A 26,672-nucleotide genomic window follows, 5' to 3' on the forward strand; every position below is an offset into this window, starting at 1 on the left:
AGTGAGGATACAGGCGTATCCTTGGACGGTTTTAAACCTGCCTGGTAGCGGAAAACAGTCAGTCTGGTTGGCGCGTCTGCGCTCGGAAAAGCAGCAACCCCTCCAAGATGTATCTCAGAGAAATCCATGCCCAACCCAACGATTTGTAGGGGGCTCCCAGCCAGGAGCGCTCGCACCGGTTACCACGCCCCAAAAAGATACCATCATAATTTTTTTGGGGTTTTAGCACGGGGTCCTTCCTGTGATTTTTTCTGGCTGAACCTTTGCTGTGACAACCTTTATTAAACGAAAAAGCCCGAGAAATTTTGAAAAATTATGCTTTGTGACAACCTTTATTTTTGCTTCCCTAGAAGCAGCCTCCTCGCTAGGCCGCGAAATGCAAGAGACTTTGTGACAAAGTTTATTAATCGGCAACACTTGGATTCAGGACCGACTCGGCCGGCTCGCCGGACAGGCCCTGAATCACGCTCAGATCTTGAAAGTACTGACCATTTGTTCAGCAGGATTGATTGGTTTTCCAGCTTGTTGTACGCCTGCAGGGTGGAATGCAGGTTGCCGAAAGTTTTCTGGTTCAGCTCATTGATGTGGTTGATGTCACGATCCAGATTGTCTACCACCGAGGTTTGTTTCTCAGTGGCGGTGGCCATGGGGAGGTTGATTTCGTCGATCTCGCCAATGTCCTGCAGGACTCGATTGAGCCGTTCACCGGCAAGCCTGGCGGTACTGACATTGGTGTCGCTGTGACGCTGGCTTTCAAGCATGGCGTTTGACGGCGTTGCCGGCACCGGCTTGCAACTCCTCGATCATGTTGTGAATCTCCTGCGCCGATTGTTGGGTGGGCGAGGGTGCGCACTTCGTCCGAGACCACGGCAAAGCCACGTCCGGCGTCTCCACCACGGGCGGCCTCAATAGCGGCATTCAGTGAATATAATCAGTCTATAGTCACTCTATAATTTCCTATAATTAAGTGACGCCTAGCGGTTCGCCTCGAATAATTGGTCTATAGTCGCTCTATAGTTTTCTATAGAGAGGCGTTCCAGTGGCTGAAATTTTCTACCATCGTCCGGTGTTGGCGGCGCGCCTGTCAAAACTGATCATGCAGGTGGCAATCGGTAGCGCTGCCAGCTCCGGCGTCTTCCTGGCGGCTCCCCGACGTACCGGCAAGTCAACGTTCGCACGCGAAGACTTGCGACCTGCGTTGGAGGAAGCGGGAGCGATTGTCCTATACGCCGATCTCTGGAAAGACCAGACGAAAGATCCCGGTCTGGTCATCGTGCAAGCGGTTCGGGAGGCTGTCGGGCGCAGCGAAGGATTCGTGACGCGTCTGGCGAAGGGTGCTGGCATGGAGAAACTGACCGTTGGCGGTCTGAGCTTCAGTCTGGACAGAATCGGGCTCGGTAAGGACATCGATTTGACCACCGCGCTTGCAGCTCTTTCGGATGAGTCGAAAAAGATCATTGTCCTGATCATCGACGAAGCCCAGCATGCGATCACCACCGATCAGGGGGTAGCGGCCCTGTTCGCATTGAAAGCGGCGAGGGACGAACTCAACAGTTCAAAGCATCATGGCCTGCGCATAGTGTGCACCGGATCGAACCGGGACAAGCTGGCCATGTTGCGGAACAGCAAGGATCAGGCTTTTTTCGGGGCGTCCATGGTGCAGTTTCCTACCCTGGATCAAGATTTCATCAGCTGGTTTTGCGCCAACGTTGACCTTCCCCATTCGCTCGATCCCTCCAACGTATTCGAGTTGTTCAAGGAGAGCGGTTACCGACCTGAGTTGCTCGGTGCTGCCGCCGACGAAATTCGGTTCGATTTTGCGTTGGACCCGCAAATGGTCCCACATCGATTCGCCTTGCTGGTTCGGGCGCAAGCTGAGGAGCTCAATGCAGATCTGCAGAAGGTGATTCATAGCCTGACGCCTATCCAATCTGCAGTGATCCGGGTCATGAGCGCCAAAGGCGAAAGCTATGCACCGTTCGAGGCCCCGACGATGAACCTGTACGCGAGAGCGATGGTGCAAGCCGGTATCGCCGAGAGCGATATAAAAGTTGAAGTGCCCGGTGTTCAGCAAGCGCTCCTGGCGCTTCAGGAGAAAAAACTGGTGTGGAAAGCTTCCCGTGGCGTCTATGCAGTGGATGAGCAGGTGATCGTGGATCTGCTACGGGATGCAGGTCTGCTCGAAGGCCTTTGCTGAACGCTTCCTCAATCTGAAACCGTTTGGAGGAGTCTCAAAGCCAGGCTGTATGCTGAGCATCACTCCAGAAAACACCGATCAAAAAGATAAACGCTGCTCGGCTTGAGGTTTTCCACCGTGCTCTGTGGACGGCCACCGTCGCCGCTTTTCTTGCGACCGGTTTCACGTAGGTAGCCCGCCTCGGCCATCTTCAGCAAGCGCTGGCGAATGCTGGTCTTGAGTACTGGGCGGTCGAGTACGACGGAGAAGATATTCACGGCTTGCGGTGCGCTGAATTCGGGTCCCAGGAACATCAGCGGCAGGCTGCTGTAGAGGGCTTTGGATAACAAGCGCTCGTGGACCGCCGCAACCAGGCTGTTGTGGTCGAAGGGCAGTTTTATCGAACCGCTGGCGACGCCTTTAAGCGGGAAAAAGCCCTGGTGCTCGGCCAGTAGGACTGTATCGCTGACGATCGCCAGGTAGAACGTCGACGATGACCAGCAGCGCGGATCGCGGAATGCGTCGCCGACGGTGCCGACTTGTTCGATCCAGGCCAATGGCATGCCGACTTTGCTGGAGTTACGCAGGCGCTCCACGGCGTCGTTCAGCGTAAGATCTTCCACCCCCCCGTTGACCACGATCCCTGGCAGCGCCCAATGACCGGCGAACGGCTCGGCTTCGCGCCGGTTCAGGAGGATTTCCAACGCCTGGGTGTCCCGGCAAAAGCGCAGCACACACAGGTCGATGGTGTGCAGATAGTCGCGCGCGGGGGCTGTGGGATTGGGCATGTCAGGTTCCGTGGGCAGCATAAAGGTCATAGTTTAACGGGTTCATGCCGGGTGCCATCCAGTGGATGGGAAGCGGCTTGCCCAAGGCCAGGCGTTCGCGAAGCGCCGTGCTGTGCACGTGGATCTTTTCTTCTACACAAAGGATGGAAAAACGCTCCAGCAGTTCCTGGCCGCGATAGAAGGTCGGCAGCAGCGCCGCAACATCCTCGCCCACCACCAAGGCTATTCGTTTGCCGTCCAGGGCCAGGCTGTCGGCGAGGTGGGCGAGCAGGGTGTAACTGTAGATGGCGCCTTCAACCCCGCGTGCCACGACTTGCTCCACCCGACTGGCCCGCACTTCGGCGCAACACAGCGGTTGGATGCGCTCGACGATCGATTCCAGCCATTTCAGGCGAATCTCATAGTCGACCATCCGCTTGCCGTAGGGATGCCTGAAGCTGGGGGCCACCAGGAGCCGCCTGGCTTGGAGCGAAGCCTCGATCATCACCTGGGCGTGACCGGCGTGAGGTGGGTTGAAGGCCCCGCCATAGAGAGCGATCTCGAACATGGCTCATCTCCATTTTGTACATGACGTGTACTCTACCAGCAAGATTTTCGATTGAGCAACTCCACCGGTTCATTCCCTAAACTCCACCCGGCTCCAGAAATATTTTGAACCGGTGGCTTGTTATGAAAGTACACATCATGTACTTTTGTGCCCATGAAGAGGAGAGACCCAGCATGAACAGCCTGACCCGCAAGACTGCTTCCTTCGATGTCGACGCACAGAAGAGCTTCACACCGCTTTGCCCTGATGAGCTGCCCGTGCCCGGTGGCGATCGGATCGGTGGTGAGCTGAATTTCATGGCGTCGCTGTCCAGCCTGCGCATCGGCAGCAAGGACGCCCACACGCCCCTGGCCCCATGGGTGGTTGCCGAGCACTCACAGATGCTCGTGCCTACCGGGCTCGAGCACGCCGACATCACCTGGGTCAGCCACTGTGTCCCCGGCACCGAGGGTTTCACCCTGCTGGACGAATTGCCGACCCCCTACGATTACGACTATTTCGTCTGGAAAGGCGTGGAACCGGACCTGCACCCATACGGCGCCTGCTACCACGACTTGCACGGCAAGTTATCCACAGGGGTTATCGAATACTTGAAAGGCCAGAGTGTGGAGCAGGTGATTGTCGGTGGGCTGGCGCTGGATTTCTGCGTCAAGACCACCGCGCTGCAACTGGCCGCGGCCGGCTTCAAGGTGATCATTCACCTGCCGGCCTGCCGGGCCATCAGCGAGGAGGGCGCAACCCAAGCCATTCAAGACTTGCAGCAGGCGGGGGTTCAGGTTGCCGCGACCCGCGAAGAAACCATCCGCCTGGCAAGCGAATAAGGAGCGAACATGGACAGTGCATTCGATTCAAGCAGCGGCGTTATTCAGAGTCTCCTGGATACTGACTACTACACCTTCACCATGATGCAGGCGGTCTTGCACCAGCACCCGAACGTGGAGGTGGAATATCAATTCATCGTGCGTTCCAAGGAACGGCTCGGCCACCTGATTCCCGACATTCGGGTGGAACTGGAAAAGCTTGCCGGTTTGCAACTGCGCGAGGGAGAGCAGCGGTTTCTGTTCAATAAGCGTTTCCGTGAATACTTGACCCCGGACTTCGAACAGTTCCTCGGCCTGTTTCGCTTCAATCTGCGCTACATCCACGTGTCGGAAGTCGATGGCCAACTGCACATTCGCGTCCGTGGTCCGATGTTGCACTGCATCATGTTCGAGCAACCGGTCCTGGCGATGGTCAGCGAACTGCGCAACCGTGAAAAATACCCCGAAGTCGAGCTGGCCGATGTCACCCGCAAGCTGTACCAGAAGTTTGAATGGCTGGAAAAAAACGCCAGTCGGGAAGAATTGGCCGAGTTTCGTGTTTCGGATTTCTCCACCCGCCGGCGGCTGTCGTTCAGGGCCCAGCGGGAAGTGGTGAATGTGATGCGCAGCGATTTCCCCGGGGTGTTTGTCGGCACCAGTAACGCCCACCTGGCCTATGAATTCGATCTTCCGCTGATCGGCACCATGGCCCACCAATGGCTGATGGTGCACCAGCAACTGGGGCGGCTGCGCGAGAGTCAGAACGCAGCATTGGAAAACTGGGTGCGCGAGTACCGTGGCCGGCTCGGTATCGCGCTGACGGACTGCATCAGCACCGACTTCTTCCTCAAAGACTTTGACCTGTACTTCGCCAAGCTCTATGACGGCCTGCGCCAGGACTCCGGTGACCCGATCGTCTGGGCTGACAAAGTGCTGCGGCGCTACCACGAGCTGGGTGTCGATCCACGCACCAAGGACCTGATGTTCTCCGACGGCCTGAATTTCGAAAAATGCCTGCCGATCCTGCGTCATGTGCGTGGCAAGGCCCGGTTCGGGTTTGGCATGGGCACCAGCCTGGCCTGTGATGTCGAAGGGGTCGAGCCGCTGAGCATCGTCATGAAACTGGTACGCGTCCACGGCGAGCCGGTGGTGAAGTTCTCCGATGACCCGATCAAGAATGTCTGCGAAGACGCTTCATTTCTGCGCTATGCCGCGCAAGTGTTCAACGTCGCCCTCGCCAATCCACAGCTGGGAGCCTGATATGACTTCGCTTCTGCAAGAGAGCATCGCCCGGGAACTGGGTATCGACCGCCAACTCAAACCGGGTGGCGAACAGGCCGAGATTGCCCGTCGCGTCGGGTTTATCAAGCAGGTGTTGCTTGAGTCGGGCTGCAAATCCCTGGTATTGGGTATCAGCGGTGGCGTCGACTCGCTCACGGCCGGGCGCCTGTGCCAGTTGGCAGTGGAGCAACTGCGCAGTGAAGGCCACGAAACACGTTTCATCGCGGTCCGTCTGCCCTACAAGACCCAGGCCGACGAGCACGATGCCCAGGCCTCGCTGGATTTCATCCGACCGGATCTGATCACCACCAGCAACATCGCCGCTTGTGTCGACGGGTTGATGGACAGTATCGCCATCGAGGGTTTGCAGCCTTCGGCCGAACTGACCGACTTTGCCAAAGGCAACGTCAAGGCCCGGGCCCGGATGCTGGCGCAGTATGCCATTGCCAATTTCAGCAATGGCCTGGTGGTCGGCACCGATCATGGGGCAGAGGCGGTGATGGGTTTTTTCACCAAGTACGGCGATGGCGCATGCGACCTGGCCCCGCTGTCCGGATTGACGAAGACCCAGGTGCGTTTGTTGGCCGACGCGTTGGGCGCCCCTGCGCAGCTGGTACGCAAGGCCCCGACCGCTGACCTGGAAGACCTGGCACCGGGTAAATTGGATGAAACGGCATACGGCTGCAGTTACGAGGAAATCGATGGTTACCTGATGGGCGAACAGGTGTCGCCCCAGGCGCAACAGATCATCGAACGCGCCTACCTCAAGACCGCCCACAAACGCGCGCTGCCGCGAGTCCCGGCATTTTGAATGAACAATCCTTGGATGGAGTGGCTGGATGACACAGGCAATCAGTACCAAAGACCGCGTACGCATCAAGCACGTCGAAGTCCTCTCGGACAATTGGTACGTGCTGCGCAAGACCACCTATGACTACCTGGGTCGCAACGGCCAATGGCGCGAGCTGACCCGCGAGACTTACGACCGGGGCAACGGTGCGACGATCCTGCTGTACAGCAAGGCCAAGCAGACCGTAGTCCTGACCCGGCAATTCCGTTTCCCGGCCTTCGTCAACGGCTACGACGAGCTGTTGATCGAAACCTGCGCCGGCCTGCTGGACAACGACGACCCTGACACCTGCATCCGCAAGGAAACCCAGGAAGAGACCGGCTATATCATCCAGGACGTGCGCAAGGTGTTCGAGGCTTTCATGAGCCCAGGGTCAGTGACTGAACGGGTGCACTTTTTCGTCGGCGAATACTTCGACGAGGACCGAAAGCATGAAGGTGGTGGCCTCGAAGAGGAGGGCGAAGAGATCGAGGTGCTGGAAATGCCCCTCGACCAGGCCTTGGGCATGATCGAAACCGGCGAGATCTGCGACGGCAAGACCATCATGCTATTGCAGTACGCCAAGCTGCATCGGTTGCTGGACTGACCCCGGTGCAGACCTCAGGGTGTCGGCTCAACTGGACTGGACCTCGCCCTCGTCCTGCATGTCATCTAGGTACTCCGGCTGGTCCGCCTGATCGAGCGGCTCGGTCACGACGCTGAAATCGCTGATCTCGATAGCTCCAACGCCATGGCCGAGCAGGTGAAAGGAAAACGCCTTGCGCGGTTGCGGGTTGTCGAAGCTGATGTTCATCACTAGCGGCTGCTCGGGCGTGACCGCTACGTCGGTCGGCAAATCCATCGGTACATCGCGTTCGAACTCCTTGGCCTTGAGAGATATGTACGCAGCATGCTCCGGCTCCAGGGCGCGGATGGTCAGGCTGACACGGGTCTGCGAACCCTTGGGCATCTCCAGGTATTGAGCGCCGATCAGGTTATCGGTCCAGTCGTTGGTGACCTGGGCCGGCAGTGGAATCTTGTCCGCGCTGCCGAACTGGTAATGCTGGTTCAGCGGCGTAGGTGAAAGGGTCTGGCCCAGGGCCGCGGCGCGGGCGTCGATCAACCGGGCACGCTGGCCGCTGAATTGTCCGGCGTAACTGGCGTGATCGGCGATAAAGCCTTCGCTGGTGTAGTCACGGCAACGTTGCTGGAAATCGCATTCGGTGAACCGGCCCTTGCCATCGTGATAGCGCAGCTTGCCATTGGTGAATGACATGATTTCCCGACCTGTCTGGTAGTCCCGGAACATCGAGCGGCCGGACAACGAGCTGGGCACTGCAAAGCCGAAGTAATCGAGGATCGAGGCGCTCAGGTCGACATGGCCGTAGACGCCGTTCTTGATTCGGGGCAATGGTTCCGGGGCCAGGGTCAGGTTGAACCCCCAGGAGGACGCCAGGCGCACATCATCGATGCCGTGGGATTCGTCCGAGGTGATGACCACCAGTGTGCTGTCCAGGATGCCCTGACGCTCCAGGCCAGCCAGGAAGCTCTCCAGCGCGTCATCCAGGTAACCGACGGCGGCCTGTTTGGCGGTGTCGTAGCGTTGCAGATAGTCATCCGGCGCCGAGTACGGCTGGTGGGTGCCCACGGTCAGCAGAGTGAGCATCCAGGGTTTGTCCGCCTGTTGCAGTTGTGCGACGTAATCCAGTGCGCCCTCGAAGAAAGTCTTGTCATCCATACCCCAAGGGAATTGCAGGTAGGCCGGTCGGGTGAACCAGTCCATGCCCAGGGTCGTGTCGAAGCCGATGTGCGGCATGATCCGGTCCTTGGCCATGAACCGCAGGCCGGCGCCCTGCAGGAAGTGGGTAGAGAACCCGTTCTGGCGTAACTGGGCCGGCAGGCAGGCCTGGTTGCGCTGGGTCTGGTTGAGCATTTCGACGCCTTTGGGCGTGCCGTCGTCGAGCTTGTCGTAGTCGCCACACAGCATCGCGTAGAGGCCGCGAATGGTCTGATGGCTATGCAGGACGTAATCAGGAGTGTTCATGCCACGCTCGGCCCAGGCACTGAGGTGCGGCATCAGGTGTTCCTGATAGCGGCTATTCAAGGCCTGACGGTTGGCCTTCACATAGGCTCCGGGAATACCCTCCAGAGCAATGATCAGGACGTTGCGGGCGGTCCCGGGTGCGGCGAGCAGTTTTTCCCCATTCAGGTCCAGTCGGGTCAGCCCCTGCATGGGCGGGGCCGGATCCACCGCATCGCCGTCGAGCCATTGCTGGGCCCGTTCCTGCCCGGCAGCGATGCCCGCCGCGACCAGTTGGTGTGGCAGGTTGAATACGTTCCACTGGTCCGCCTCGCTCGGCCGCCAGGATTGCACGGCGCTGTGAACCAGCAATAGCGTCACCGGCAATGCCCAGGCGTGGCGTGGCAAGCGCGCCTGCCGGGAAGGTTGACCGGTCCAGCGGACCACCAGCCAGAGGGCCAGCGCCACCAGTTGGATCGCCGCCAGCCAGGGATGGGCGAAACCGCCGCTGGTGGAGTTCTCGACGAACTGCGGATCGAACAGATAATGCAGGTCCGAGGGATTGGGCATCCGCCCGACGGCGCTGACCAACTCGATGCTGGCGAGCATCAACGCACTCCAGGCCAGCAACACCGGCAATGCCAGCCACCAGGGGCGACGGTGGAGCAACACGACCAGCAAACCACCGATGCCCAGGTCCGAGAGGTAGCCCAAGGGGGCGGACCAACCGAGTGCCAGGCGTAGGATGATGGGGACCAGCAGTACGCAACTGGCCAGGGCGATGAGAGACGTACTCGAACGGGAAAAAATGGAATTCACTAAAACAGGCCTTTCAGTTCAAGCCAAACCATGGGGTTGCACACGTACCCTGTGGGAGCGAGCCTGCTCGCGATAGCGGTGTGTCAGCCAACATGCATGGATGTTGTTCCGACGCCATCGCGAGCAGGCTCGCTCCCACAGGGTTTTCCTTCAGTCATTGAGCGCGATGGTACCAAGCACCGCCGCACTGGGCGGCGCCAATCTCCTGGTGTCCGGCTGCGCCAGGCTGTGGTTCACTGGTCCGGGCCTCTACACTGGGCGCGTAGCGCTGCTTCGGTACGTTTAGAAAACTTGTATCAGGATTTCTCATCGGGGGACGGATGGACAGGTTCCAGGAAATGCAGGTCTTTGTCGCAGTCGCTCAGGACGCGGGGTTTTCAGCCGCAGCACGGCGCCTGGGGTTGTCTGCGGCCAGTGTGACGCGGGCAGTGGCGGCGCTTGAACAACGCATCGGTACGCCGCTGTTGGTGCGCACCACACGCAACGTTTACTTGAGCGAAGCCGGCCAGCGTTTTCTCGATGACAGTCGGCGGATTCTCGCGGACTTGCAGGAGGCCGAGGATTCGGCGGCCGGCAGCCACGTACAGCCGCGAGGGCAACTGACGATTACCGCGCCGGTATTGTTCGGTCAGTCGTTCGTCACGCCGGCGCTGGTCGACTACCTGCAACGGTTTCCGGAAGTCTGCATCAATGCGCTGCTGTTGGACCGCACGGTCAGCATGGTGGAGGAGGGCATCGACGTGGCGGTGCGCATTGGCGAACTTCCGGACAGCAACCTGCACGCCATCCGTGTGGGCGAGGTGCGCCGTGTGGTGTGCGGTTCGCCTGGATTTTTTGCGCGCCACGGACGGCCCGAGCATCCTCAGGACCTCGAGCGGATGCCGGTGGTGGCGTCTTCGGCCATCGGCCAGATCAAGAACTGGACCTTCATCGACGCAGGCCAGGCTATGGCCGTCCGGCCCCTGCCGCGCCTGGTAGTGACCGCCAACCAGGCGGCGATTACGGCCGCCTGCCAGGGGCTGGGCATGACCCGGGTCTTGTCGTACCAAGTGGCGGGCAATGTGGCGGCCGGCGAACTGGAAATCGTCCTGGCTGAATTCGAGCTGCCGCCGCTGCCCATCCATGTCGTCTATCAGGGCGGCCGCAATGCGCCGGCGCGGGTGCGCAGTTTTGTCGATTTCATGGTCAGCGCCTTGCGTGAACATGCGGCCTTGAGCGGTTGAATTGATTGTTTCATGAGACGAAACGATGGATTGCATTTGCGGGTGATTCTCCTGGTTTCGCCCACGGAGCAAGATGACTCCATCGACGCCGTTGTGCTGATGGCGTCACTCTCAGCGGAGTTGACCATGAAACCTATCAAGCACTACCACTTCCCACTTTCCGGCCATTCGCACCGTGTCCAACTGATGCTTTCGTTGCTTGAGCTGCCGGTCGAAGTGGTTTTCGTCGACCTGGCCAAGGGCGCCCACAAGTCGCCTGAATTCCTGGCGATCAATGCGTTTGGCCAGGTACCGGTCATCGACGACGACGGCGTGGTGCTGGCGGACTCCAACGCCATTCTGGTGTACCTGGCGACCAAGTATGGCAAGGACCGCTGGTTGCCGACCGACCCGATCGGTGCCGCCCGGGTGCAGCGCTGGTTGTCGGCAGCTGCCGGGCCGATCCACGGCGGGCCTGCGACGGCGCGATTGATCACGGTGTTTGGTGCGGCCTACAACGCCGAGGACGTGATCGCCCGTGCCCACGGCCTGTTGAAAGTGGTGGATCAGGAACTGAGCACCAGCCGCTATCTGGCCGGTGATGTGCCCACCATCGCCGATATTTCCGCCTACACGTATATCGCTCACGCGCCGGAGGGCAATGTGTCGCTGGATGATTACGCGAACGTTCAGGCCTGGCTGGCGCGGATCGAAGCCTTGCCGCATTTTGTGGGCATGCCGCGTACGGTCGTGGGGTTGCAGCGGCACGCCTGAAACAACTGAAATTTCCTGTGGCGGGGGAGCTCGCTCCCGCTGGGCTGCGCAGCAGCCCCAACAAGCAGCTCCTCGGTAGTTGGTTCATGTTGCGGCGTGACATCAAAGGTCTGCTGCGCAGCCCAGCGGGAGCGAGCTCCCTCGCCACGGAGACATTGGCGCATCCTGATCCTAGGCATAGGACAGCGCCCGCTCCTCCAGCATTTCTTCATACAGCCGCACCCATCTGCGTCCCATTTCTTCGGAGGTGAACAGCTGACGGTAGCGGGCTTCGGCCTTCTGGCCCATGGCTCGAGCCTGGTCAGGGTTTTCCCACAGAGTGCGCATTGCCTCGCGGAACGCCTCGGGGTTACTGGGAGGCACCACCAGCCCGGTTTCGTCGTGGATGTTGATGTAGCTGGTGCCGGTGCCGATTTCACTGGAGATCATTGGTTTACCGAACATCGCGCCTTCGAGCAGGGAAATGCCGAAGGCCTCCGAGCGCAGGTGCGAGGGGAATACGATGGCGTAGCTCAGCTCCAGTAGCGCCACCTTGTCTTCGTCCCCCAGGCGTCCGAGGAAATGCAGGTTGCGCAGGCCCAGTGCCTTGGCCTGGGCATGCAGTTGCTTCTCCAGCGGGCCGGCACCGACGATGACCACCGGATAGTCCACGCCTTCAAGGGCATCGAGCAGAATGTGCAGGCCTTTGTAGTAGCGCATCACGCCGACGAACAGGAAGAAGCGTTCGCCCAGTTTGGCCTTCCACCTCGCCATGCGCTCGCTGTCAGGCTGTGGATAACTGGTCTTGTTGAGGCCGTAGGTGATGACTCTGGTTTTATCCGGGTAATTCTTGAGCACATCGCTGGTGTGCACGTAGTTCGGCGATGCCGCGACGATGCGATCGGCGCCGTCCAGGAAGCGGCGCATCAAGGGCCGATACAGCGTCAGCAGATGGCGCTGGCGGACAATGTCCGAATGGTAGGTGACGACGTAGGGTTTTTTGATGGCGCTGCAAAAGTGCACCACGTCCATGAATGGCCAGGGAAAGTGATAGTTGATCACGTCGGCTTCGGCGGCCAGCTCGCGGAATTTTCTGAAAACGCTGTAGGAGAACCCGGTGGAGGCGAGTTGGAAATCCATGCGAGCCTGATGCACGACATGCTGCCGGATCTTCATCGGCCCGGGGTCTGGCCGCCCGCTCAGGGTCAACACGGTGTTATCGATAGCCAACCGGTCGGTGCTATCGCACAGCTGAAAGATCACCTGTTCGATGCCGCCCATGGAATCAGGCAGGTAGGTTTTGTAAAAGTGCAGGACTCGCATTCAACCTCCCAAGGCCTGGCGATACGCTGCAGCGGTCAACTTCGCGCAACGTTCCCAAGAAAACAGCGTCGCTTGTTGCAATCCGGCCGCCCGGCACGCCTGCCAGTGCTGCCGGTCTTCGATCAACCGCAGCATAGCCTCCCGCAGTTCCTGGGGATCGTCCGGTTCACAATAGTTGCCGGCTGGCCCCGCCACTTCGGGCATTGCCGAGCAGCGGGTGGTGATCACCGGCGTGCCGCTGGCCATGGCTTCGAGCACCGGCAGGCCGAAGCCTTCGTAGCGCGACGGAAAAACCAGTGCTCGTGCGCCGGCCAGCAACTGGGCCACCTGTTCGTCCGGTAAGTAACCAGCCAGACATACGTGGCCGTCGGCCAGGGCGCTTTTCAATTCGGCGTTGAGCTGCGCCTGCTGCCATCCGCTCATTCCAACGATAAACAAAGGGAAGGCCTGGCGCACCGACTCGGGCAAGGCTGCGTGGGCTCGCAGGGCGAGCGACAGGTTCTTGCGCGGCTCCAGCGTACCGACGCACAGTAAATAGCGACCCGCCTCCAACCCGTGGGCCTTGAGCACGCCGTCGATAGCCTCGGGTTCACGAGGGTGGAAACGTGCCGAGATGCCCAGCGGGGCAACTCGCAGGCGTTCGGCTGGCAGACCGAAGTGCTGCCGGACTTCATCGGCGATGAACTGCGAGTCCGTCAGGATCAGTCGTGCCTGTTCCACGGCGTGGCCCAGCCTGCGCTCGATTTCCCTGAGCCGGGCTGGCGGTTGCGTTTCGGGATAACGCAGGTGAGTCAAATCATGCAGGGTCATCACGGTCGGGCCGTCGAAGGCCAGCGGCCACAGGCTGGGCTCGTGGTACAGGTCGATGACCTGGGAACGGCGCTGATCGAAGCGTTTCTGTTCAAGCCAGCGACGCGCCCGATAGGCCCCCGGAACCTGGCGCAGCAGTGGGCCCAGGCGCGAATAGCCCGGCATGGCGGCTTGCGGCAACTGCGAACTCCAGCCCCAGCCGTGAAACAGAGACAAGTGCACATCAGGTTCCCGGGTCAGGGCCGTTGCCAGTTCCGCCACGTAATGGCCGATTCCGGTACGAGGGGCCTGGAGAATCCGGGCGTTGAAGGCTATCCGCATACCGCTTCCCGGTCGGAGGCAGTAGTCGTAACGTGATGCTCGATGCGTTCCACCAGTTGCTCACTGGCCTGGCGCCAGCTCAGCCATTGCCATTGGTTCAGAGGGCGAGCTGCCGGAAAAATCCCGCTGAGCTCCATGCCGGTGACCAGGTCCGCCAGGCTTTGCGGGTCATCGAGGTCGAAATAGACCATGAAGTCGCCGCCGATCTCCCGAAACACTTCGATGTCACTGCCCATCGCCGGCAGGCCGCGTTGCATGGCTTCGACCAGGGGCAGGCCGAAGCCTTCCACGTAGGATGGAAACACCAGTGCGGTGGCATGCTGGTAGGCATGTTCGAGGCTTCGGTCCGAAAGGTTGTTGAACATGAACAGGCGTTTGTTGAGTTGCGGATGACGTTCGATCCGTTCGATCAGGGCTTCGCATTTCCAGCCGATTTTCCCGACGATGCACAACCGTGCCCGTGAGCCGGACGCCCAGGCGCGTTCGAAGGCGTCGAGCAGATACGCATGGTTTTTGCGCGGCTCGATGGTGCTGACCATCAGAAATACCGGCTCGGGTTTCTCGAGCATTCGCTGCAGATCCTGGTCGACCTTGAGGTTGGGGTCCACCAGATCCAGTTCGCTACCCAAGTGGAAATAGTCGAACCAACGTTCCTGTGCTTGCTGTGCGCCGATGCGCCGTACCAGTTCCTCGCGCACCTGGTCGCGGATGGTGGTGGAAATAGCCATGTAGCCGTCGGCGGTGCGGGCGATCCAGTCGAACCAATGGTTGAATACCTTGACCAGCCCTGCGTCGCAGAATTGCGGATGAGTCAGAGGGATCAGGTCGTAGATCACGGAGATGATCCCGACGCCGTCGCGCTTGAGCCGTTCGGCCAAGGGGAAAAAGCCGGAGTGCCACGAGGAATCCAGTAACACCAGCTGGTCACCTGCACGGTGTTGCAACGGTACGCTGCGTGCCGGGGCTTGTTCGCGGGTGAGGACACGGTCGATCAGCCGGATCGGGATGCTCAGACAGGCCACGGCGAATAACCGGCAGCCCCAGTACAACAGACGACGGGCCCAAACGGATTGGCTGAAGGGGCGCCGCCGTTCGAGGGTTCGCTGCCTCAGCCAGAAGAGATTGGCGAACTGTTGCAGCTTTGCCCGCAGGCCGGCCAGGTCCAGGCCCTTTGCAGGCAGCGGCGCCAGGCTTTTCACTTCGTACAGCTCACCCTGCAGCATCACCACTGGAATGCATTCGCGCTGCTGGTCTTTGGCCGGTAGCTCGCGAATCACATTGCGCACTACCCGCTGAATACCGGAGTTGTCACTCGGGTGATCGTACACGTAGGTGCAATCCACCAACAGGCGAGTCATGGCAACTCCTTTTGCGCAAGCGCTTCGACGGCAGGCAGGCTGGAACGCTGGATGCTGGTCCGGGCCGCTAGCCACGAACAGCCAACGAAATCTTCCTGGCGATTGTTGATCACGTGAAAAACCAGTCCATAGTCGCGCCACTCGAAATTGCGGTCCAGATGCGAATCCAGTCGCGACAGGCTCAGGGCAACGGAATAGTTGCCCTTGCCCAGGCGCATGTCGAAGCTGAAGCGGAAGGTGATGCGTTCGCCGGCCACCAGGTCGGTGACGGCCTGGTCCTGGCGATGGGTATTGATGCCGTACATGGGCTGGCCGAGGCGGTCCTTGATCAGGAAGCCCAGCACCAGCCGCTCGATGTCCTTGCGGATCTCGACCCGCACCTGCAATACCATCGGTTGGCCAATCTCGGCCACTTCCACCGGCTGGCCCTGGCTGTCGAGCAGTTGTACATCGAGAATACCGGCCTCGCCGGTGCCGGAAATCGTCCGCACCTGGCCGTTGGCGAGCATTTCCTGGCGCACGATCTGACCTTCGCGCTGGGCCAGCATCGCGTTGTAATAGTCCATCACTTCTTCGGGCCTGCCGTGCATGGCCATGCGTCCGTTTTCGAGCAGGATCGCGCTGTCGCAGATCGACTGGATTGCCGAACGGTCATGGGACACGATCAGCAAGGTCGTGCCGGCTTTGCGGAAGCTGCGGATGCGCTCGAAGCTCTTGTGCTGGAAGTAGGCGTCGCCCACCGACAGCGCCTCGTCGACGATCAGGATATCCGGTCGCCGGGCAGTGGCGACGCTGAAGGCCAGGCGCATCTGCATGCCGCTGGAATAGGTGCGCACCGGTTGGTCGATGGCCTCGCCAATTTCGGCAAACCCTTCGATCTGCGGCATCAGTGCCTGGATTTCTTCTACCTGCATACCCAACAACTGACCGGCCATGAAGGCGTTCTGGCGGCCCGTGAAGTCCGGGTGAAAACCCATGCCCAATTCCAGCAATGCGGCCACGCGACCTCGCACCTCGATGTGGCCGCAGGTGGGTTGGGTGGTGCCGGTGATCATCTTGAGCAAGGTGCTTTTACCGGCGCCGTTGACCCCGACGATGCCGACGGCCTCGCCAGGCTGGATCTCGAAATCCACGCCTTGCAGGATCCAGTGCAACTGATGACGTGGAGGGGAAAACGGAATCGCCCATTCGAACAGCCGGCTCCAGCGATTCGGATACTGCTTGTAGGCCTTGCCCAGGCCACTGACGCGCAAATGTCCCATCAGAGTTCGTCCACCATCTCACCGCCGCGCTGACGGAACATCCGCAAGCCCACGGCGCACAACAGCAGGCCGACCACCAGCAGCGGCGTCAGCGAACCCCAGGCCGGCCACTGGTCATACAGGAACAGGTTCTGGTAGCTCTGCATCAGGGCGGTCATGGGATTGAAGGCGAGCAGTTGCTGGACCGATGGCGGAAGAATCGTCATCGGATACACGATCGGCGTCAGCCAGAACCAGAATTGCAGGAAAATCCCGAACAGCTGGCCGACGTCGCGGAAAAACACATTGAGAATTCCCAGCAGCATGCCCAGCCCGGCGGCGAACATCACTTGCAGGGCCAACAACGGCACTAACGCCAGCAGGCTCAAGCCCGGCAGGCGACCGGTGATCAGCAGGAAGCCGAGAAACAATCCGAGGATGATCGCAAAGTTGATCCCGGCATTGAGCAGCACGATCACCGGCAGACAGATCCGGGGAAAGCTGATTTTTTTCAGAAGGTTGGCGTTTTCCAGGAACATGCCCTGGCTGCGGGTGGTGATTTCCGCGAACAGCCCCCAGGTCAGAAGCCCGGCACACAGGTAGACGCTGTAGGCCATGCCGTCTTCTACCCCTGGCAGGCGCGCGCGCATGATGTGGGAAAAAATCACCGTGTAGACCAGGATCATCGACAGCGGGTTGAGCACTGTCCACAACGCGCCGAACAACGAGTTGCGATACCGCGCCTGGAACTCGCGCTTGACGCTGCCGAGGACGAAGCCGCGGTAGCTCCACAGTGTGCGCTGCAATGCCAGCAACATCATACGACCCTGCCGTAGTGATCCTCGAAGCGCACGATGTCGTCCTCGCCCAGGTATTCACCGCTCTGGACTTCGATGATGACCAGGTCGATGACGCCGGGGTTCTCCAGGCGATGCTTGTGGCCGGCGGGGATGAACGTCGATTCGTTCTTGGCCACCAGGTGCGAACCCGAGCCGTTGTTGGTGACCTTGGCCATGCCTTCGACCACTACCCAATGCTCGTTGCGGTGGTGGTGCATCTGCAGCGACAGCGACGCGCCGGGCTTGACCACGATGCGCTTGATCTTGAAGCGGCGGCCTTCCTCGAGCACGGTGTAACTGCCCCAGGGGCGGCTGACCGTACGGTGCAGGCGATAGGCTTCGTGGTCCTTGTCCTTGAGTTGCCGGGCCACGCGGCGCACGTCCTGGGCGCGGTCGGCGTGGGCCACCAGCACGGCGTCTGCGGTGTCGATGATGATCAGGTTTTCCACGCCCAGAGCGGCCACGAGGCGGTCCTCGCCCTGGACAAAGTTGTTCTGGCTGTCGATGAACAACGCCTCGCCCGTGGCGCGGTTGTTCCGGGCATCGGCGGGCACCAGGTCAGCCACGGCGTTCCAGGAGCCGATGTCGCTCCAGTCAAATGAGGCTGGAATCACCACGACGTTGGTGGAGCGCTCCATCAAGGCGTAGTCGATGGAGATGTCCGGCATGTCGCTGAAATGGCTCGCGGACAACTCCTGTTGCACGCAGCCTGAAGTCTCCACGGCTGTGCTGGCCGTAACGCAGACCCGCGCCTGCTCCAACAGCTCGGGTGCGTGGGTTTGCAGCTCCGCCAGCAGGGTCTTGACGCAAAAGCAGAACATCCCGGAATTCCACAGGAACCGGCCACTTTCCAGGTAATGGGTGGCGGTCTGCAGATCCGGTTTTTCAACGAAACGCACGACCCTGGCCGCGCCCTTGGTATCCAGCGGCTCGCCGCGCTCGATATAACCGAAGCCGGTTTCGGCGGCCGTGGGCAGTACGCCGAAGGTCACCAGGTGCCCGCTCTTTGCCAGTTCCACTGCATGCTCCACGGAGGACCTGAACGCGGCCTCATCCTGGATCAGGTGGTCGGCGGGCATTACCACCAGGATCGCATCGTCGCCGTGCAGCGCTTGTACCGCCAGGGTCGCGGCGGCGATGGCCGGCGCGGTGTTACGGCCGGTCGGTTCCAGCACGAAATGCCCGCGATGCCGTTCCAGCTGGGCGCTTTGATAATGGTCGCGGCTCTGGAAGTAGTACTCGCGATTGGTCACGGTGACAATATCGCCGCGACCGTCGAACAGCCCGGCGGCACGACGATAGGTCTTGCCCAGCAGCGACTGGCCGTCGGGCAGGATCATGAAGGGTTTCGGATGGCCTTCGCGGGACACCGGCCACAGCCTCGTCCCGGCACCGCCGGAAAGGATCACGGGAATGAGCATGGCCTACTCCTTGGCAACGCGTTTCATATCCGCATCCATCATCATGCGGATCAGGGTGTCGAGATCGGTCCTGGGCTTCCAGCCCAGGACCCGCTGGGCCTTGGCCGGGTTGCCGAGCAGCACTTCGACTTCGGCCGGGCGGAAAAACGCCGGGTCGATCTTCACGTAGTCGCGGTAATCCAGGTCCACATGCTCGAAGGCAATTCTGCACATCTCGCGCACGGTGGTGGTGATTCCGGTGGCCACCACGAAATCGTCGGGCTTGTCCTGCTGCAACATCAGCCACATGGCTTCGACGTAGTCACCGGCAAAACCCCAGTCGCGCTTGGCGTCGATATTGCCCAGGCGCAGTTCGGTCTGCTTGCCCTGCTTGATGCGCGCAGCGGCGTCGGTGACCTTGCGGGTCACGAACTCGATGCCGCGCAGGGGCGATTCGTGGTTGAACAGGATGCCGCTGCTGGCGTGCAGGCCGAAGCTCTCGCGGTAGTTGACGGTGATCCAGTGGCCGTACAGCTTCGCCACGCCATAGGGGCTGCGGGGGTAGAACGGCGTGTGCTCGTCCTGTCGCTCGGCCTGGATCAGCCCGAACATTTCGCTGGTGGAGGCTTGGTAGAAACGGGTTTCGGGACTGAACTGGCGAATGGCTTCGAGCAGGTGGGTGACCCCCAGCCCGTCGACGATGCCGGTGGTCACCGGCTGGTCCCAGGACGCGGCGACAAAGCTCTGGGCGGCCAGGTTATACACTTCGTGCGCAGCAGACTTGATCACGGCCCGCTGGACCGAGCAGGCGTCAGCCATGTCACCGTCCAGGTAGACGATGTCCTGTTCGATCCCCATCTCTCGCAGCCGCCAGCGCGAATCGCTGCTGCGCCGCGCCACCAGGCCGTGGACCCTGTAACCCTTGTCGAGCAGCAACTTGGCCAGATACGCGCCGTCCTGGCCGGTGATCCCTGTGATCAATGCACTTTTCATTCTTCTTGTACCCGTATCTCCCAGTCGGACAGGATCGCCCGCAAGGATTGTTGTGTTGTTGTTTCAGGCGTCCATCCGGTGGCTTGTCTTAGCTTGGCTTGGCTACCACAGACACGACGCTGTTCTGCGCGGCGAAGACGCGTAGGGTCCTGGATCAGTTGCACATCGACCTGGGCGATGTCTGCCAGTTGTTCGATCAGGTGGCGGATGCTCTGCTCTTGCCCCGAACAGATGTTGTAGACCTGTCCCGGCGTACCCTTGTCCAGCAGGGCCAGGTAGGCCGCGATCACGTCGCTGACATCCAGAAAGTCGCGGGTCACGTCGATATCGCCCACTTGCAGCCGGGCCGGTTGCAAGCCCTGTTTGATACGGCTGATCTGCCGGGCGGCACTGGCGATCACGAAACTGTCTTTCTGACCGGGGCCAATGTGATTGAACGGGCGCGCCACCAGTACCGGCCACCCTTCGCTCATGCCCCATTGCAGGCTCAGCAGTTCGGCCGAGAGCTTGCTCACGCCATAGGGGTTGCGCGGGGCAGGGGGGTGCCCTTCGGTGATAGGCAACTGGTCTTCGCTGACCTGGCCATAGACATCACCGGAGCTGACATACAGGAAGGTACCGGTGAAACCTCGGGCCTTGAGGGCCTGAAGCAGGTTGAGGGTGCCGAGCAGGTTGATTTGCAGGGTACGCGCCGGGTCACGGAAGGATTCGGGAACGAATGTCTGGCCTGCCAGGTGGATCACGGCGTCGGGTATTTCAGGCCAGAGACCTTCTAGGGTCTTGGCGTCTGTCAGATCATAGCGGGCAGGGACCGATATCACCTGCCACGCCTCGTGGTTTTCCAGATGAGATTTGATGTGACGTCCCACGAAACCGCTGAGGCCCGTAATGAACAGACGTTTTTTCAAGCATCAATCCCCTTCTGTGGACGCTTCACTTATGACGAGCCGGTGTGGGAAATTTCCGTAAGATCGGGGAAAAATCGCTCATCGATCAGCCTGGAGGCGCGTTTGTTGTAATTGTTTGACGGTCAATCTGTGCCAAATCTGCGGCAATTTCAACAGTGAAAAACGTGACTGGTCAGTTCTCATATTTATAGTCGGTTTATTCGCGCCAGGCGGTTCACGAACCCTTGGCGGATGTGTTTAGAATGCCCCTCGTCACGCTGCCCGCCCCCGCATTTCGGTCTTCGGATCATGCTGTAGGAAAGGGCCACAACAACAAGAACGAGACGGGTAACAAGATCATCGACGAATGCGGCTCCGGCCGGTTCGCTCCGTGACTCGGCCGTCGTGAAGAAAGGCTGCCAGGATGGCGGCCCGATGATGGGGTGCCATGAATTTCATTCTTTACTCGGACGTGAACGATCACTCCATCAGCCGTAGCCTCGGCCGCCCGGAGTACAGCTACTACTTCGTTCTCAAGGCTTACCGCCCGGTTCTTGAGAGCCTGGGTCAGGTGCATGTGGTGTCGTCGGTTGCCGAGGTCGATCCTTTGTACCTGACATTGCAGCGAGCCGGGCAGGACTGCCTGTTTCTTTCATTTTCCCCGCCGCACAAGACACCGTTGGATTTGCAGTGCCCGATGGTCTGTGTGGTGGCATGGGAATTCGATTCGATTCCAGCCGAGCATTGGGACGACGATCCTCGCCACGACTGGAGCCGTACGCTGGCCCGCCATGGCCGGGTGATTACGCTGTCCAGTCATACCGCCGAGGCGATCCGGCGGACCTTGGGCGAGGATTTCCCGGTGTTGGTGTTACCGACGCCGCTGTGGGAGCGCTTTGCCGCTGTTCGTGAGCAATATCCGAGTGTGCCGGTGAACCCGGGCGCGGTCCTGCAAATTCGGGGGTGCATCATCGACACCCGCTCCCTCGGGCTTTCGGCCGATGGCCTGATTGCACCGCTCATCGAAGATGAAGCTGTGCCTGAGCCGGTACCCGAGCCTGAGCCTGTGCCTGTTGTCGAGCCGGCGCCGCCTACCTGGCGGCGGCGCGCATTCATCTCTCGCCATTACCTGCGTGAGGTCATTCATGTCTTTACGCGTAGCGCCGAGCAGGGCCGCTTATGGCAGATCAAGCACAACCTGTTGTGCTGGTATCGTGAAGCGGTCCGCGACCTGATGCCGGTGCCGCTGCGTATTTTAAGCAACCGTCTGTTGCGAGGGCCGGCAACCCCGCCGGTCCCGGTGTTTGTCGAGCCGCCACCCGAGCCGCCACCACCGGAGCACCCCCAGGCGATCCTGCCAGATACCAGCCAGATCGTGGAGACACAGGTCAGCGGGGTGGTGTATGTCAGCGTGTTCAATCCCGATGACGGGCGCAAGAACTGGCACCACCTGATCACAGCATTCTGCTGGGCCCTGCGGGACGTCGAGGACGCCACGCTGGTGTTGAAGATGACTCAGAACGACCTGTCGACCTATTACGTCGAATTGCTCACGTTGTTATCGCAATTGTCGCCGTTCAGTTGTCGGGTGGTGGTGATGCACGGCTTTCTGGAGGACGAACAGTTTGCCCGTTTGTATGGTGCGGCGAGCTTCTACGTCAATGCTTCGCGCTGCGAAGGCTTGTGCCTGCCGCTGATGGAGTTCATGTCCTGCGCCCGGCCGGCCATCGCGCCGGACCACACAGCGATGCGCGACTACATCGACCCCGAGGTGGCCTTTATCGTCAAGTCCAGCCGTGAGCCGACCATCTGGCCGGAAGATTCGCGCATTTTGTATCGCACCCTGCGCCACCGACCGGATTGGGGGTCGTTGAAACTCGCCTATGAGCAGAGCTATGCCATGGCCCGGCACCAACCGCAGGCCTACCAGGCCATGGCCGAAGCAGCGAACGAGCGGATGCGCCGTTATTGTGGCTTCGAGCCGGTGCGGCAGCGCCTGGCGGATTTCCTGGTGCCGCCTGCGGGTGCCGAGCAACTGCCATTCGTCGCCAGCGCAGGTGCGGCCTCATGCTGATCATCATTTATTCGGAAACCAACCAGACCAACATCCTGGAAAACCTCGGCAAGCCTGAATACAGCTATTACTTCGTGCTCAAGGAGTTTCGCCCGGTGCTGGAGCGGCTGGGCCAGGTGGTCGAAGTGACCCGCCCGGACGAGGAAGTCGATCAGCTGTACGCCGAATGCCAGAGACGTGGCGAGGATTGCGTATTCCTGTCCTTTTCTCCACCCCATCGCACCGCCGCTCACTATGCTTGCCCGACGATTCCGGTATTCGCCTGGGAGTTCAGCACCATCCCTACCGAGAGCTGGCAAGGAGAACCCCGACATGACTGGCGGGTGGTACTGAGTGCTACCGGCATGGCGATCACCCATTCCAGCTTCACCGTCAACGCCGTGCGCGAAGTGATGGGAGCGGACTTTCCCATCATCGCCATCGCGGCCCCCGTATGGGACCGCTTCGCCGCCCGAGGCGCACTGCTGGCCCAACGGCCCACGGTCGAGCACCTGCGTCTGCAACTGCGTGGCTTGTTGATCGACAGCCGCACCACCGACCTGCGTCCCTATGGCCCACCGGCGCATCAGACCGGCACACCGCTGGTGCTCGACGGCCCACCCCAGGATTGCGAGCTGCTGCTGGACGGTGTGGTCTATACGTCGGTGTTCAACCCGTACGACGGGCGCAAGAACTGGAAGGACATGATCAGCGCCTTTTGCACCACGTTCCGCGACGTCGATGACGCCACGCTGGTGCTCAAGCTGACCCACCATGACGTCGCGTCTGCGCTCACCGACATGCTGCATCACGTCTACAAGAACCAGTCCTATCGCTGTCGTATCGTGCTGATCCACGGTTACCTGGCGGATGCGGATTACGAGCGCCTGGTGGAAGCCACCCGCTACGTGGTCAACAGTTCCTATGGCGAAGGGCAGTGCCTGCCGCTGATGGAGTTCATGTCCTGCGGCCGTCCGGCCATCGCACCGCTGAACACGGCGATGGCCGATTACATCGACCACGACAACGCCTTTGTGGTGGACTCCACAGAGGAGCTGACCGCCTGGCCCCATGATCCCCGAGCGGCCTATCGAACCCTGCGCTACGTCACTGACTGGGACTCGCTGTGCTCGGCCTTTCACGCCAGCTATGACGTGGCCAAGAACGACCCCGAGCGTTATCGCCGGATGTCCGCCCATGCCGTGCGCAGCCTGAAGACATTCTGCAGCCAGGCCAACGCCGAGCAGCGTTTGCATACGTTCTTCCAGCAGTTGTCCGAGCGTCGCCGGAGCGCGTCACAGCCATGATCCAGCGATGGCTAGCACGGCTCAGGCCGCCAGTTGAACCTGCGCTGTCACCTACCGACCGCGTTTCGCCCCGTGATGCAGGGCTCTACGATGCGATGCTGGACGGTTGGTTCTGCAATGAGACCGGCGAGTTGCTCAAAGGCTTCGCCTTGGGCGCCGGCGACACTCTGCTGGACGTGGGTTGTGGAGAGGGCGTGGCGACCCTGTTCGGCGTGCGCCAGGGCGCATCGGTGATCTTTACCGACAGCGAGCACGACAAGGTGCGTGATCTGGCGCGCCAGGTCGCAGGGCAGACGGGCGCACCGTTCCTGGGATTGGTGAGCAACAGCTTGCCGCTGCCTCTGGCCGATGGCTGTGCGAATAAAATCGTCTGCATGGAAGTGCTCGAGCATATCCACCAGCCGGAACCGTTCATGGCCGAATTGGTGCGCATGGGCCGGCCAGGAGCGCAGTACTTGCTCAGCGTACCGGCACCGGTGGGCGAGCATCTGCAACAGGGCATCGCGCCGCCCGCCTATTTCCAATCGCCCAACCATGTGCAGATCTTCAGCGCCGAACGCTTTGCCGCGCTGGTGGAGGACGCCGGGCTGGTGATCGAGCATCGCCAGGCCAGCGGATTCTTCTGGGTCATGGGCATGATTTTCTTCTGGGCCAGCCAACAGGCGGCCGGGCGCAGTCTTGAAGGCGCCGTGCGCGACCGCATCCAGGCGCCGTACCCGCCTTTGATGGAGCGCTGGGCCAGTGTCTGGCAGGACTTGCTGACGCAACCCGATGGCCTGGCGATCAAACAGGTGCTGGACCGGTTCATGCCCAAGAGCCAGGTCATCATTGCACGCAAACCCGATCCTTCGGCCAGGGGTGGCGCATGAGCAGCAAGCGGATCCTGGACATCGAGTTGCTGCGCGCCATTGCGGTGGGCGGGGTGCTTTTCCATCACATACAGGGCATGTTCCCGGGCGGCTGGCCGCGCCTGACGGCACTGGCCGATACGTTCCAGCTGTGGTGGGGCGTGGATCTGTTCTTTGCCATCTCGGGGTTTGTCATCGGGCGCAGCCTGATTCCCCAATTGCGTGGTTGCGACGGCTCCCGGCAGTTCTGGGCCGTGACCCGCGAATTCTGGATTCGCCGGGCGTTTCGCCTGTTGCCGTCGGCGTGGCTGTGGCTGCTGCTGGTGCTGCTAGCGGTGTTCTTCTTCAATCGCTCCGGCGCGTTCGGCAGCGTACAGGCCAACCTGCAAGCGACCTTGGCCGGTTTCCTGCAATTTGCCAACCTGCGCTTCGCCGACGCCTTCATGCGATATGAATACGGCGCCAGTTTCGTCTACTGGACGCTGTCGCTGGAAGAGCAGTTCTATCTGATTTTGCCGCTGCTGGTGTTCGTCTCGCGCCGCTACCTGGTCTGGGTGCTGTTGGCGGTGGTCGTGGTGCAGTTCTTTACCTGGCGGGCGCTGTGGCTGTCGGTTATCCGCACCGATGCCCTGGCGCTTGGCGTGCTGCTCTCGATCTGGAGCCTGCGTCCGGGTTATTGGCGCTTGGAGCCCAAATGGCTGCGCTGGCCCGGGTTTGGGCTGGCGTTGATCGTAGCAGCCGGAGGCGTGATGGCCTGGATCGCGACCGAGCGCTTCAACCTGTCTTTCTACCGACTCGGGGTCATCGCGATACTCAGTGCGGTGCTGGTCTGGGTGGCTTCCTATGACCGGGACTATCTGCTGCCTCGGGGCCGATTGAAGACCGCGCTGACCTGGGTCGGCAGTCGGTCCTACGGGATCTACCTGATCCACGTCCCGGTGTTTTTCCTGCTGCGCGAGTTGTGGTTTCGTTTCGCGCCGTCGGGCTCACAGGACCCGGCGAGCCATCCCTGGCTGGCCCTGTCGTGCGCCTTGTTGTTGATCGGCCTGCTGAGCGAGCTCAACTACCGGCTGGTGGAAATGCCCCTGCGCAATCGCGGCGCCCAACTGGTCGGACGCCTGTCCGCCGCCCGAACCCTTCCTGTCTCCGGAGCCCCTTCATGCTGAGCCTTTTGAAGAAACTCACCACGGGCACGCCCGCGCCCGCTACGCCTGCCGCTGATAAGGTCGACCCTTATATGCTCGGGCTGCACGACGCGATGCTCAGTGGCTGGTTCAACCAGCAGACGGGAGAGCTGTTCAGCGGTTTTCCGGTAACGGCTGACGACACGCTGCTGGACGTGGGCTGCGGCGATGGCGGCAACGTGCATTTTTGCGCGATGCGTGGGGCGAAGATCATCATCGCCGACATCGACGCGGCCAAGGTCGAGGCCACGCGCCAGCGCTTGAGCGACACGCCGGCGCGGGGCGTCGAATGCCACGTGACCGACTGCAACCCGCTGCCCCTCGCCGATGCCACGGCGACTCGGGTGGTCTCCACCGAAGTCATCGAGCACGTCGATGACCCGGCGCAGTTTCTCGCCGAACTGGTGCGGGTCGGCCAACCCGGTGCGCTGTACCTGTTGAGCGTGCCGCACCCCAGCTCCGAAGACCTGCAAAAGGACATCGCCGCACCGGAGTATTTCCAGAAGCCCAACCACATTCGCATCATCACCGAGGACCAGTTCAAGGCGATGGTCAGCGAGGCCGGGCTGGAGGTGTTGAGCCACAGTCAGTATGGGTTCTATTGGTCGATGTGGATGCTGCTGTTCTGGGAGGCCAAGGTCGACTTCAGCAACGCTGACCACCCCTTGCTCAACCATTGGGCCGACACCTGGCAGGCGGTGCTCGATTCGCCACGCGGGGCGCAGATCAAGCAGGCGCTGGATGCGGTGGTGGCCAAGAGTCAGGTGATCATTGCGCGTAGGCCTGCTTGATCGGGCGATTTCTTGTGGCGAGGGGATTTATCCCCGCTGGGTCGCGAAGCGGCCCGTAAGATACGAACGCGATGAGTTTGTCGGTTGAATGTGCCTTCTTGG

At 60.8% G+C, this 26,672-nt stretch carries 24 protein-coding genes and 1 pseudogene; 13 read left to right on the forward strand and 12 right to left on the reverse strand.

Annotated elements, in window-relative coordinates; translation table 11 throughout:
- Positions 1-545 precede the first annotated feature (545 nt).
- Positions 546-770 carry a hypothetical protein gene (locus ACLEJR_RS07170; RefSeq protein WP_440812958.1) on the forward strand — a complete coding sequence of 75 codons (225 nt, stop codon included), beginning with the start codon at positions 546-548 and terminating at the stop codon, positions 768-770.
- Between the two features lie 50 nt (positions 771-820).
- On the opposite strand, the pseudogene ACLEJR_RS07175 reads toward ACLEJR_RS07170, so the two are convergent.
- Positions 821-931: pseudogene (locus ACLEJR_RS07175) on the reverse strand (methyl-accepting chemotaxis protein); the annotation flags it as partial.
- Between the two features lie 108 nt (positions 932-1,039).
- Here ACLEJR_RS07175 and ACLEJR_RS07180 point away from each other — a divergent pair.
- The gene (locus ACLEJR_RS07180; protein WP_440794615.1) at positions 1,040-2,197 is read left to right on the forward strand and encodes an ATP-binding protein; all 1,158 of its coding nucleotides are present in this window, start codon (positions 1,040-1,042) and stop codon (positions 2,195-2,197) included.
- Between the two features lie 59 nt (positions 2,198-2,256).
- On the opposite strand, the gene ACLEJR_RS07185 is transcribed toward ACLEJR_RS07180, so the two are convergent.
- Positions 2,257-2,964: an NUDIX hydrolase gene (locus ACLEJR_RS07185; protein ID WP_440794617.1), complete on the reverse strand. Its 708-nt coding sequence runs from the start codon at positions 2,962-2,964 to the stop codon at positions 2,257-2,259.
- A 1-nt stretch (position 2,965) separates the two neighbouring features.
- Positions 2,966-3,511 carry an adenylyltransferase/cytidyltransferase family protein gene (locus ACLEJR_RS07190; protein ID WP_440812960.1) on the reverse strand — a complete coding sequence of 182 codons (546 nt, stop codon included), beginning with the start codon at positions 3,509-3,511 and terminating at the stop codon, positions 2,966-2,968.
- A gap of 173 nt (positions 3,512-3,684) precedes the next feature.
- Between ACLEJR_RS07190 and ACLEJR_RS07195 the strand changes: the two genes are divergently transcribed.
- From ACLEJR_RS07195 to nudK, 4 genes are read left to right on the forward strand one after another with little or no spacing between them, the layout of a single operon-like run.
- The gene (locus ACLEJR_RS07195; RefSeq protein ID WP_440812962.1) at positions 3,685-4,332 is read left to right on the forward strand and encodes a nicotinamidase; all 648 of its coding nucleotides are present in this window, start codon (positions 3,685-3,687) and stop codon (positions 4,330-4,332) included.
- Positions 4,333-4,341: 9 nt separating this feature from the next.
- Positions 4,342-5,571, forward strand: a complete 1,230-nt coding sequence (pncB, locus tag ACLEJR_RS07200; RefSeq protein WP_440794623.1) for a nicotinate phosphoribosyltransferase — start codon at positions 4,342-4,344, stop codon at positions 5,569-5,571.
- 1 nt (position 5,572) lies between these two features.
- The gene (nadE, locus tag ACLEJR_RS07205; RefSeq protein WP_440794625.1) at positions 5,573-6,403 is read left to right on the forward strand and encodes an ammonia-dependent NAD(+) synthetase; all 831 of its coding nucleotides are present in this window, start codon (positions 5,573-5,575) and stop codon (positions 6,401-6,403) included.
- Positions 6,404-6,431: 28 nt separating this feature from the next.
- Positions 6,432-7,028 carry a GDP-mannose pyrophosphatase NudK gene (nudK, locus tag ACLEJR_RS07210; protein WP_440794627.1) on the forward strand — a complete coding sequence of 199 codons (597 nt, stop codon included), beginning with the start codon at positions 6,432-6,434 and terminating at the stop codon, positions 7,026-7,028.
- Positions 7,029-7,055: 27 nt separating this feature from the next.
- Here the strand turns inward: nudK and ACLEJR_RS07215 are convergent, their stop codons facing one another.
- The gene (locus ACLEJR_RS07215) at positions 7,056-9,260 is read right to left on the reverse strand and encodes an LTA synthase family protein (protein ID WP_440812964.1); all 2,205 of its coding nucleotides are present in this window, start codon (positions 9,258-9,260) and stop codon (positions 7,056-7,058) included.
- A gap of 320 nt (positions 9,261-9,580) precedes the next feature.
- On the opposite strand from ACLEJR_RS07215, the gene ACLEJR_RS07220 reads away from it, so the two are divergent.
- Positions 9,581-10,483, forward strand: coding sequence for a LysR family transcriptional regulator (locus ACLEJR_RS07220; RefSeq protein ID WP_440812966.1), 903 nt, complete (start codon positions 9,581-9,583; stop codon positions 10,481-10,483).
- 126 nt (positions 10,484-10,609) lie between these two features.
- Entirely contained in the window at positions 10,610-11,236 is a 627-nt protein-coding gene (locus ACLEJR_RS07225; protein ID WP_440812969.1) for a glutathione S-transferase family protein, read from the forward strand.
- Between the two features lie 171 nt (positions 11,237-11,407).
- On the opposite strand, the gene ACLEJR_RS07230 is transcribed toward ACLEJR_RS07225, so the two are convergent.
- Genes ACLEJR_RS07230 through ACLEJR_RS07265 form a run of 8 tightly spaced genes read right to left on the reverse strand, consistent with a single transcriptional unit; the run spans position 11,408 to position 20,408 of the window.
- Positions 11,408-12,538 carry a glycosyltransferase family 4 protein gene (locus ACLEJR_RS07230; protein WP_440794635.1) on the reverse strand — a complete coding sequence of 377 codons (1,131 nt, stop codon included), beginning with the start codon at positions 12,536-12,538 and terminating at the stop codon, positions 11,408-11,410.
- The gene (locus tag ACLEJR_RS07235; protein WP_440812970.1) at positions 12,539-13,669 is read right to left on the reverse strand and encodes a glycosyltransferase family 4 protein; all 1,131 of its coding nucleotides are present in this window, start codon (positions 13,667-13,669) and stop codon (positions 12,539-12,541) included.
- Positions 13,660-15,027: a glycosyltransferase family 4 protein gene (locus ACLEJR_RS07240; protein WP_440812971.1), complete on the reverse strand. Its 1,368-nt coding sequence runs from the start codon at positions 15,025-15,027 to the stop codon at positions 13,660-13,662. Before ACLEJR_RS07240 ends, ACLEJR_RS07235 begins: the two co-directional genes overlap by 10 nt.
- Positions 15,024-16,289, reverse strand: a complete 1,266-nt coding sequence (locus tag ACLEJR_RS07245; protein WP_440812973.1) for an ABC transporter ATP-binding protein — start codon at positions 16,287-16,289, stop codon at positions 15,024-15,026. The genes ACLEJR_RS07240 and ACLEJR_RS07245 overlap by 4 nt, the downstream gene beginning before the upstream one ends.
- Entirely contained in the window at positions 16,289-17,086 is a 798-nt protein-coding gene (locus tag ACLEJR_RS07250) for an ABC transporter permease (protein WP_440813101.1), read from the reverse strand. Before ACLEJR_RS07250 ends, ACLEJR_RS07245 begins: the two co-directional genes overlap by 1 nt.
- The gene (locus ACLEJR_RS07255; protein ID WP_440812975.1) at positions 17,086-18,528 is read right to left on the reverse strand and encodes a mannose-1-phosphate guanylyltransferase/mannose-6-phosphate isomerase; all 1,443 of its coding nucleotides are present in this window, start codon (positions 18,526-18,528) and stop codon (positions 17,086-17,088) included. Before ACLEJR_RS07255 ends, ACLEJR_RS07250 begins: the two co-directional genes overlap by 1 nt.
- A gap of 3 nt (positions 18,529-18,531) precedes the next feature.
- Positions 18,532-19,500: a GDP-mannose 4,6-dehydratase gene (gmd, locus tag ACLEJR_RS07260; protein WP_440812977.1), complete on the reverse strand. Its 969-nt coding sequence runs from the start codon at positions 19,498-19,500 to the stop codon at positions 18,532-18,534.
- Complete coding sequence (locus ACLEJR_RS07265) at positions 19,497-20,408, reverse strand: GDP-mannose 4,6-dehydratase (protein ID WP_440812978.1); 912 nt, start codon at positions 20,406-20,408, stop codon at positions 19,497-19,499. Before ACLEJR_RS07265 ends, gmd begins: the two co-directional genes overlap by 4 nt.
- A 427-nt stretch (positions 20,409-20,835) precedes the next feature.
- Between ACLEJR_RS07265 and ACLEJR_RS07270 the strand changes: the two genes are divergently transcribed.
- The 5 genes from ACLEJR_RS07270 to ACLEJR_RS07290 are packed head-to-tail and all read left to right on the forward strand — an operon-like array spanning position 20,836 to position 26,570.
- Positions 20,836-22,461 carry a glycosyltransferase gene (locus ACLEJR_RS07270; protein ID WP_440812980.1) on the forward strand — a complete coding sequence of 542 codons (1,626 nt, stop codon included), beginning with the start codon at positions 20,836-20,838 and terminating at the stop codon, positions 22,459-22,461.
- Positions 22,455-23,747, forward strand: a complete 1,293-nt coding sequence (locus ACLEJR_RS07275; protein WP_440812983.1) for a glycosyltransferase — start codon at positions 22,455-22,457, stop codon at positions 23,745-23,747. Before ACLEJR_RS07270 ends, ACLEJR_RS07275 begins: the two co-directional genes overlap by 7 nt.
- Entirely contained in the window at positions 23,744-24,616 is an 873-nt protein-coding gene (locus ACLEJR_RS07280; RefSeq protein WP_440812986.1) for a class I SAM-dependent methyltransferase, read from the forward strand. The genes ACLEJR_RS07275 and ACLEJR_RS07280 overlap by 4 nt, the downstream gene beginning before the upstream one ends.
- Positions 24,613-25,761, forward strand: coding sequence for an acyltransferase family protein (locus ACLEJR_RS07285; RefSeq protein ID WP_440812989.1), 1,149 nt, complete (start codon positions 24,613-24,615; stop codon positions 25,759-25,761). The genes ACLEJR_RS07280 and ACLEJR_RS07285 overlap by 4 nt, the downstream gene beginning before the upstream one ends.
- Positions 25,755-26,570, forward strand: coding sequence for a class I SAM-dependent methyltransferase (locus ACLEJR_RS07290; RefSeq protein ID WP_440812992.1), 816 nt, complete (start codon positions 25,755-25,757; stop codon positions 26,568-26,570). Before ACLEJR_RS07285 ends, ACLEJR_RS07290 begins: the two co-directional genes overlap by 7 nt.
- Positions 26,571-26,672 lie beyond the last annotated feature (102 nt).

This window comes from Pseudomonas sp. SMN5, from assembly GCF_052041925.1.
Lineage (GTDB): Bacteria > Pseudomonadota > Gammaproteobacteria > Pseudomonadales > Pseudomonadaceae > Aquipseudomonas.

Excerpts from the sequence above, each read along its gene's own strand:
- nudK (WP_440794627.1), top strand. The coding sequence starts at position 6,432 with ATGACACAGGCAATCAGTACCAAAGACCGCGTACGCATCAAGCACGTC.
- ACLEJR_RS07185 (WP_440794617.1), bottom strand. The coding sequence starts at position 2,964 with ATGCCCAATCCCACAGCCCCCGCGCGCGACTATCTGCACACCATCGAC.
- ACLEJR_RS07275 (WP_440812983.1), top strand. The coding sequence starts at position 22,455 with ATGCTGATCATCATTTATTCGGAAACCAACCAGACCAACATCCTGGAA.
- ACLEJR_RS07190 (WP_440812960.1), bottom strand. The coding sequence starts at position 3,511 with ATGTTCGAGATCGCTCTCTATGGCGGGGCCTTCAACCCACCTCACGCC.
- ACLEJR_RS07170 (WP_440812958.1), top strand. The coding sequence starts at position 546 with ATGCAGGTTGCCGAAAGTTTTCTGGTTCAGCTCATTGATGTGGTTGAT.
- ACLEJR_RS07240 (WP_440812971.1), bottom strand. The coding sequence starts at position 15,027 with ATGACTCGCCTGTTGGTGGATTGCACCTACGTGTACGATCACCCGAGT.
- ACLEJR_RS07285 (WP_440812989.1), top strand. The coding sequence starts at position 24,613 with ATGAGCAGCAAGCGGATCCTGGACATCGAGTTGCTGCGCGCCATTGCG.
- ACLEJR_RS07220 (WP_440812966.1), top strand. The coding sequence starts at position 9,581 with ATGGACAGGTTCCAGGAAATGCAGGTCTTTGTCGCAGTCGCTCAGGAC.
- ACLEJR_RS07280 (WP_440812986.1), top strand. The coding sequence starts at position 23,744 with ATGATCCAGCGATGGCTAGCACGGCTCAGGCCGCCAGTTGAACCTGCG.
- pncB (WP_440794623.1), top strand. The coding sequence starts at position 4,342 with ATGGACAGTGCATTCGATTCAAGCAGCGGCGTTATTCAGAGTCTCCTG.
- ACLEJR_RS07255 (WP_440812975.1), bottom strand. The coding sequence starts at position 18,528 with ATGCTCATTCCCGTGATCCTTTCCGGCGGTGCCGGGACGAGGCTGTGG.
- ACLEJR_RS07195 (WP_440812962.1), top strand. The coding sequence starts at position 3,685 with ATGAACAGCCTGACCCGCAAGACTGCTTCCTTCGATGTCGACGCACAG.
- ACLEJR_RS07270 (WP_440812980.1), top strand. The coding sequence starts at position 20,836 with ATGAATTTCATTCTTTACTCGGACGTGAACGATCACTCCATCAGCCGT.
- nadE (WP_440794625.1), top strand. The coding sequence starts at position 5,573 with ATGACTTCGCTTCTGCAAGAGAGCATCGCCCGGGAACTGGGTATCGAC.
- ACLEJR_RS07245 (WP_440812973.1), bottom strand. The coding sequence starts at position 16,289 with ATGGGACATTTGCGCGTCAGTGGCCTGGGCAAGGCCTACAAGCAGTAT.
- gmd (WP_440812977.1), bottom strand. The coding sequence starts at position 19,500 with ATGAAAAGTGCATTGATCACAGGGATCACCGGCCAGGACGGCGCGTAT.
- ACLEJR_RS07290 (WP_440812992.1), top strand. The coding sequence starts at position 25,755 with ATGCTGAGCCTTTTGAAGAAACTCACCACGGGCACGCCCGCGCCCGCT.
- ACLEJR_RS07250 (WP_440813101.1), bottom strand. The coding sequence starts at position 17,086 with ATGTTGCTGGCATTGCAGCGCACACTGTGGAGCTACCGCGGCTTCGTC.
- ACLEJR_RS07225 (WP_440812969.1), top strand. The coding sequence starts at position 10,610 with ATGAAACCTATCAAGCACTACCACTTCCCACTTTCCGGCCATTCGCAC.
- ACLEJR_RS07230 (WP_440794635.1), bottom strand. The coding sequence starts at position 12,538 with ATGCGAGTCCTGCACTTTTACAAAACCTACCTGCCTGATTCCATGGGC.
- ACLEJR_RS07235 (WP_440812970.1), bottom strand. The coding sequence starts at position 13,669 with ATGCGGATAGCCTTCAACGCCCGGATTCTCCAGGCCCCTCGTACCGGA.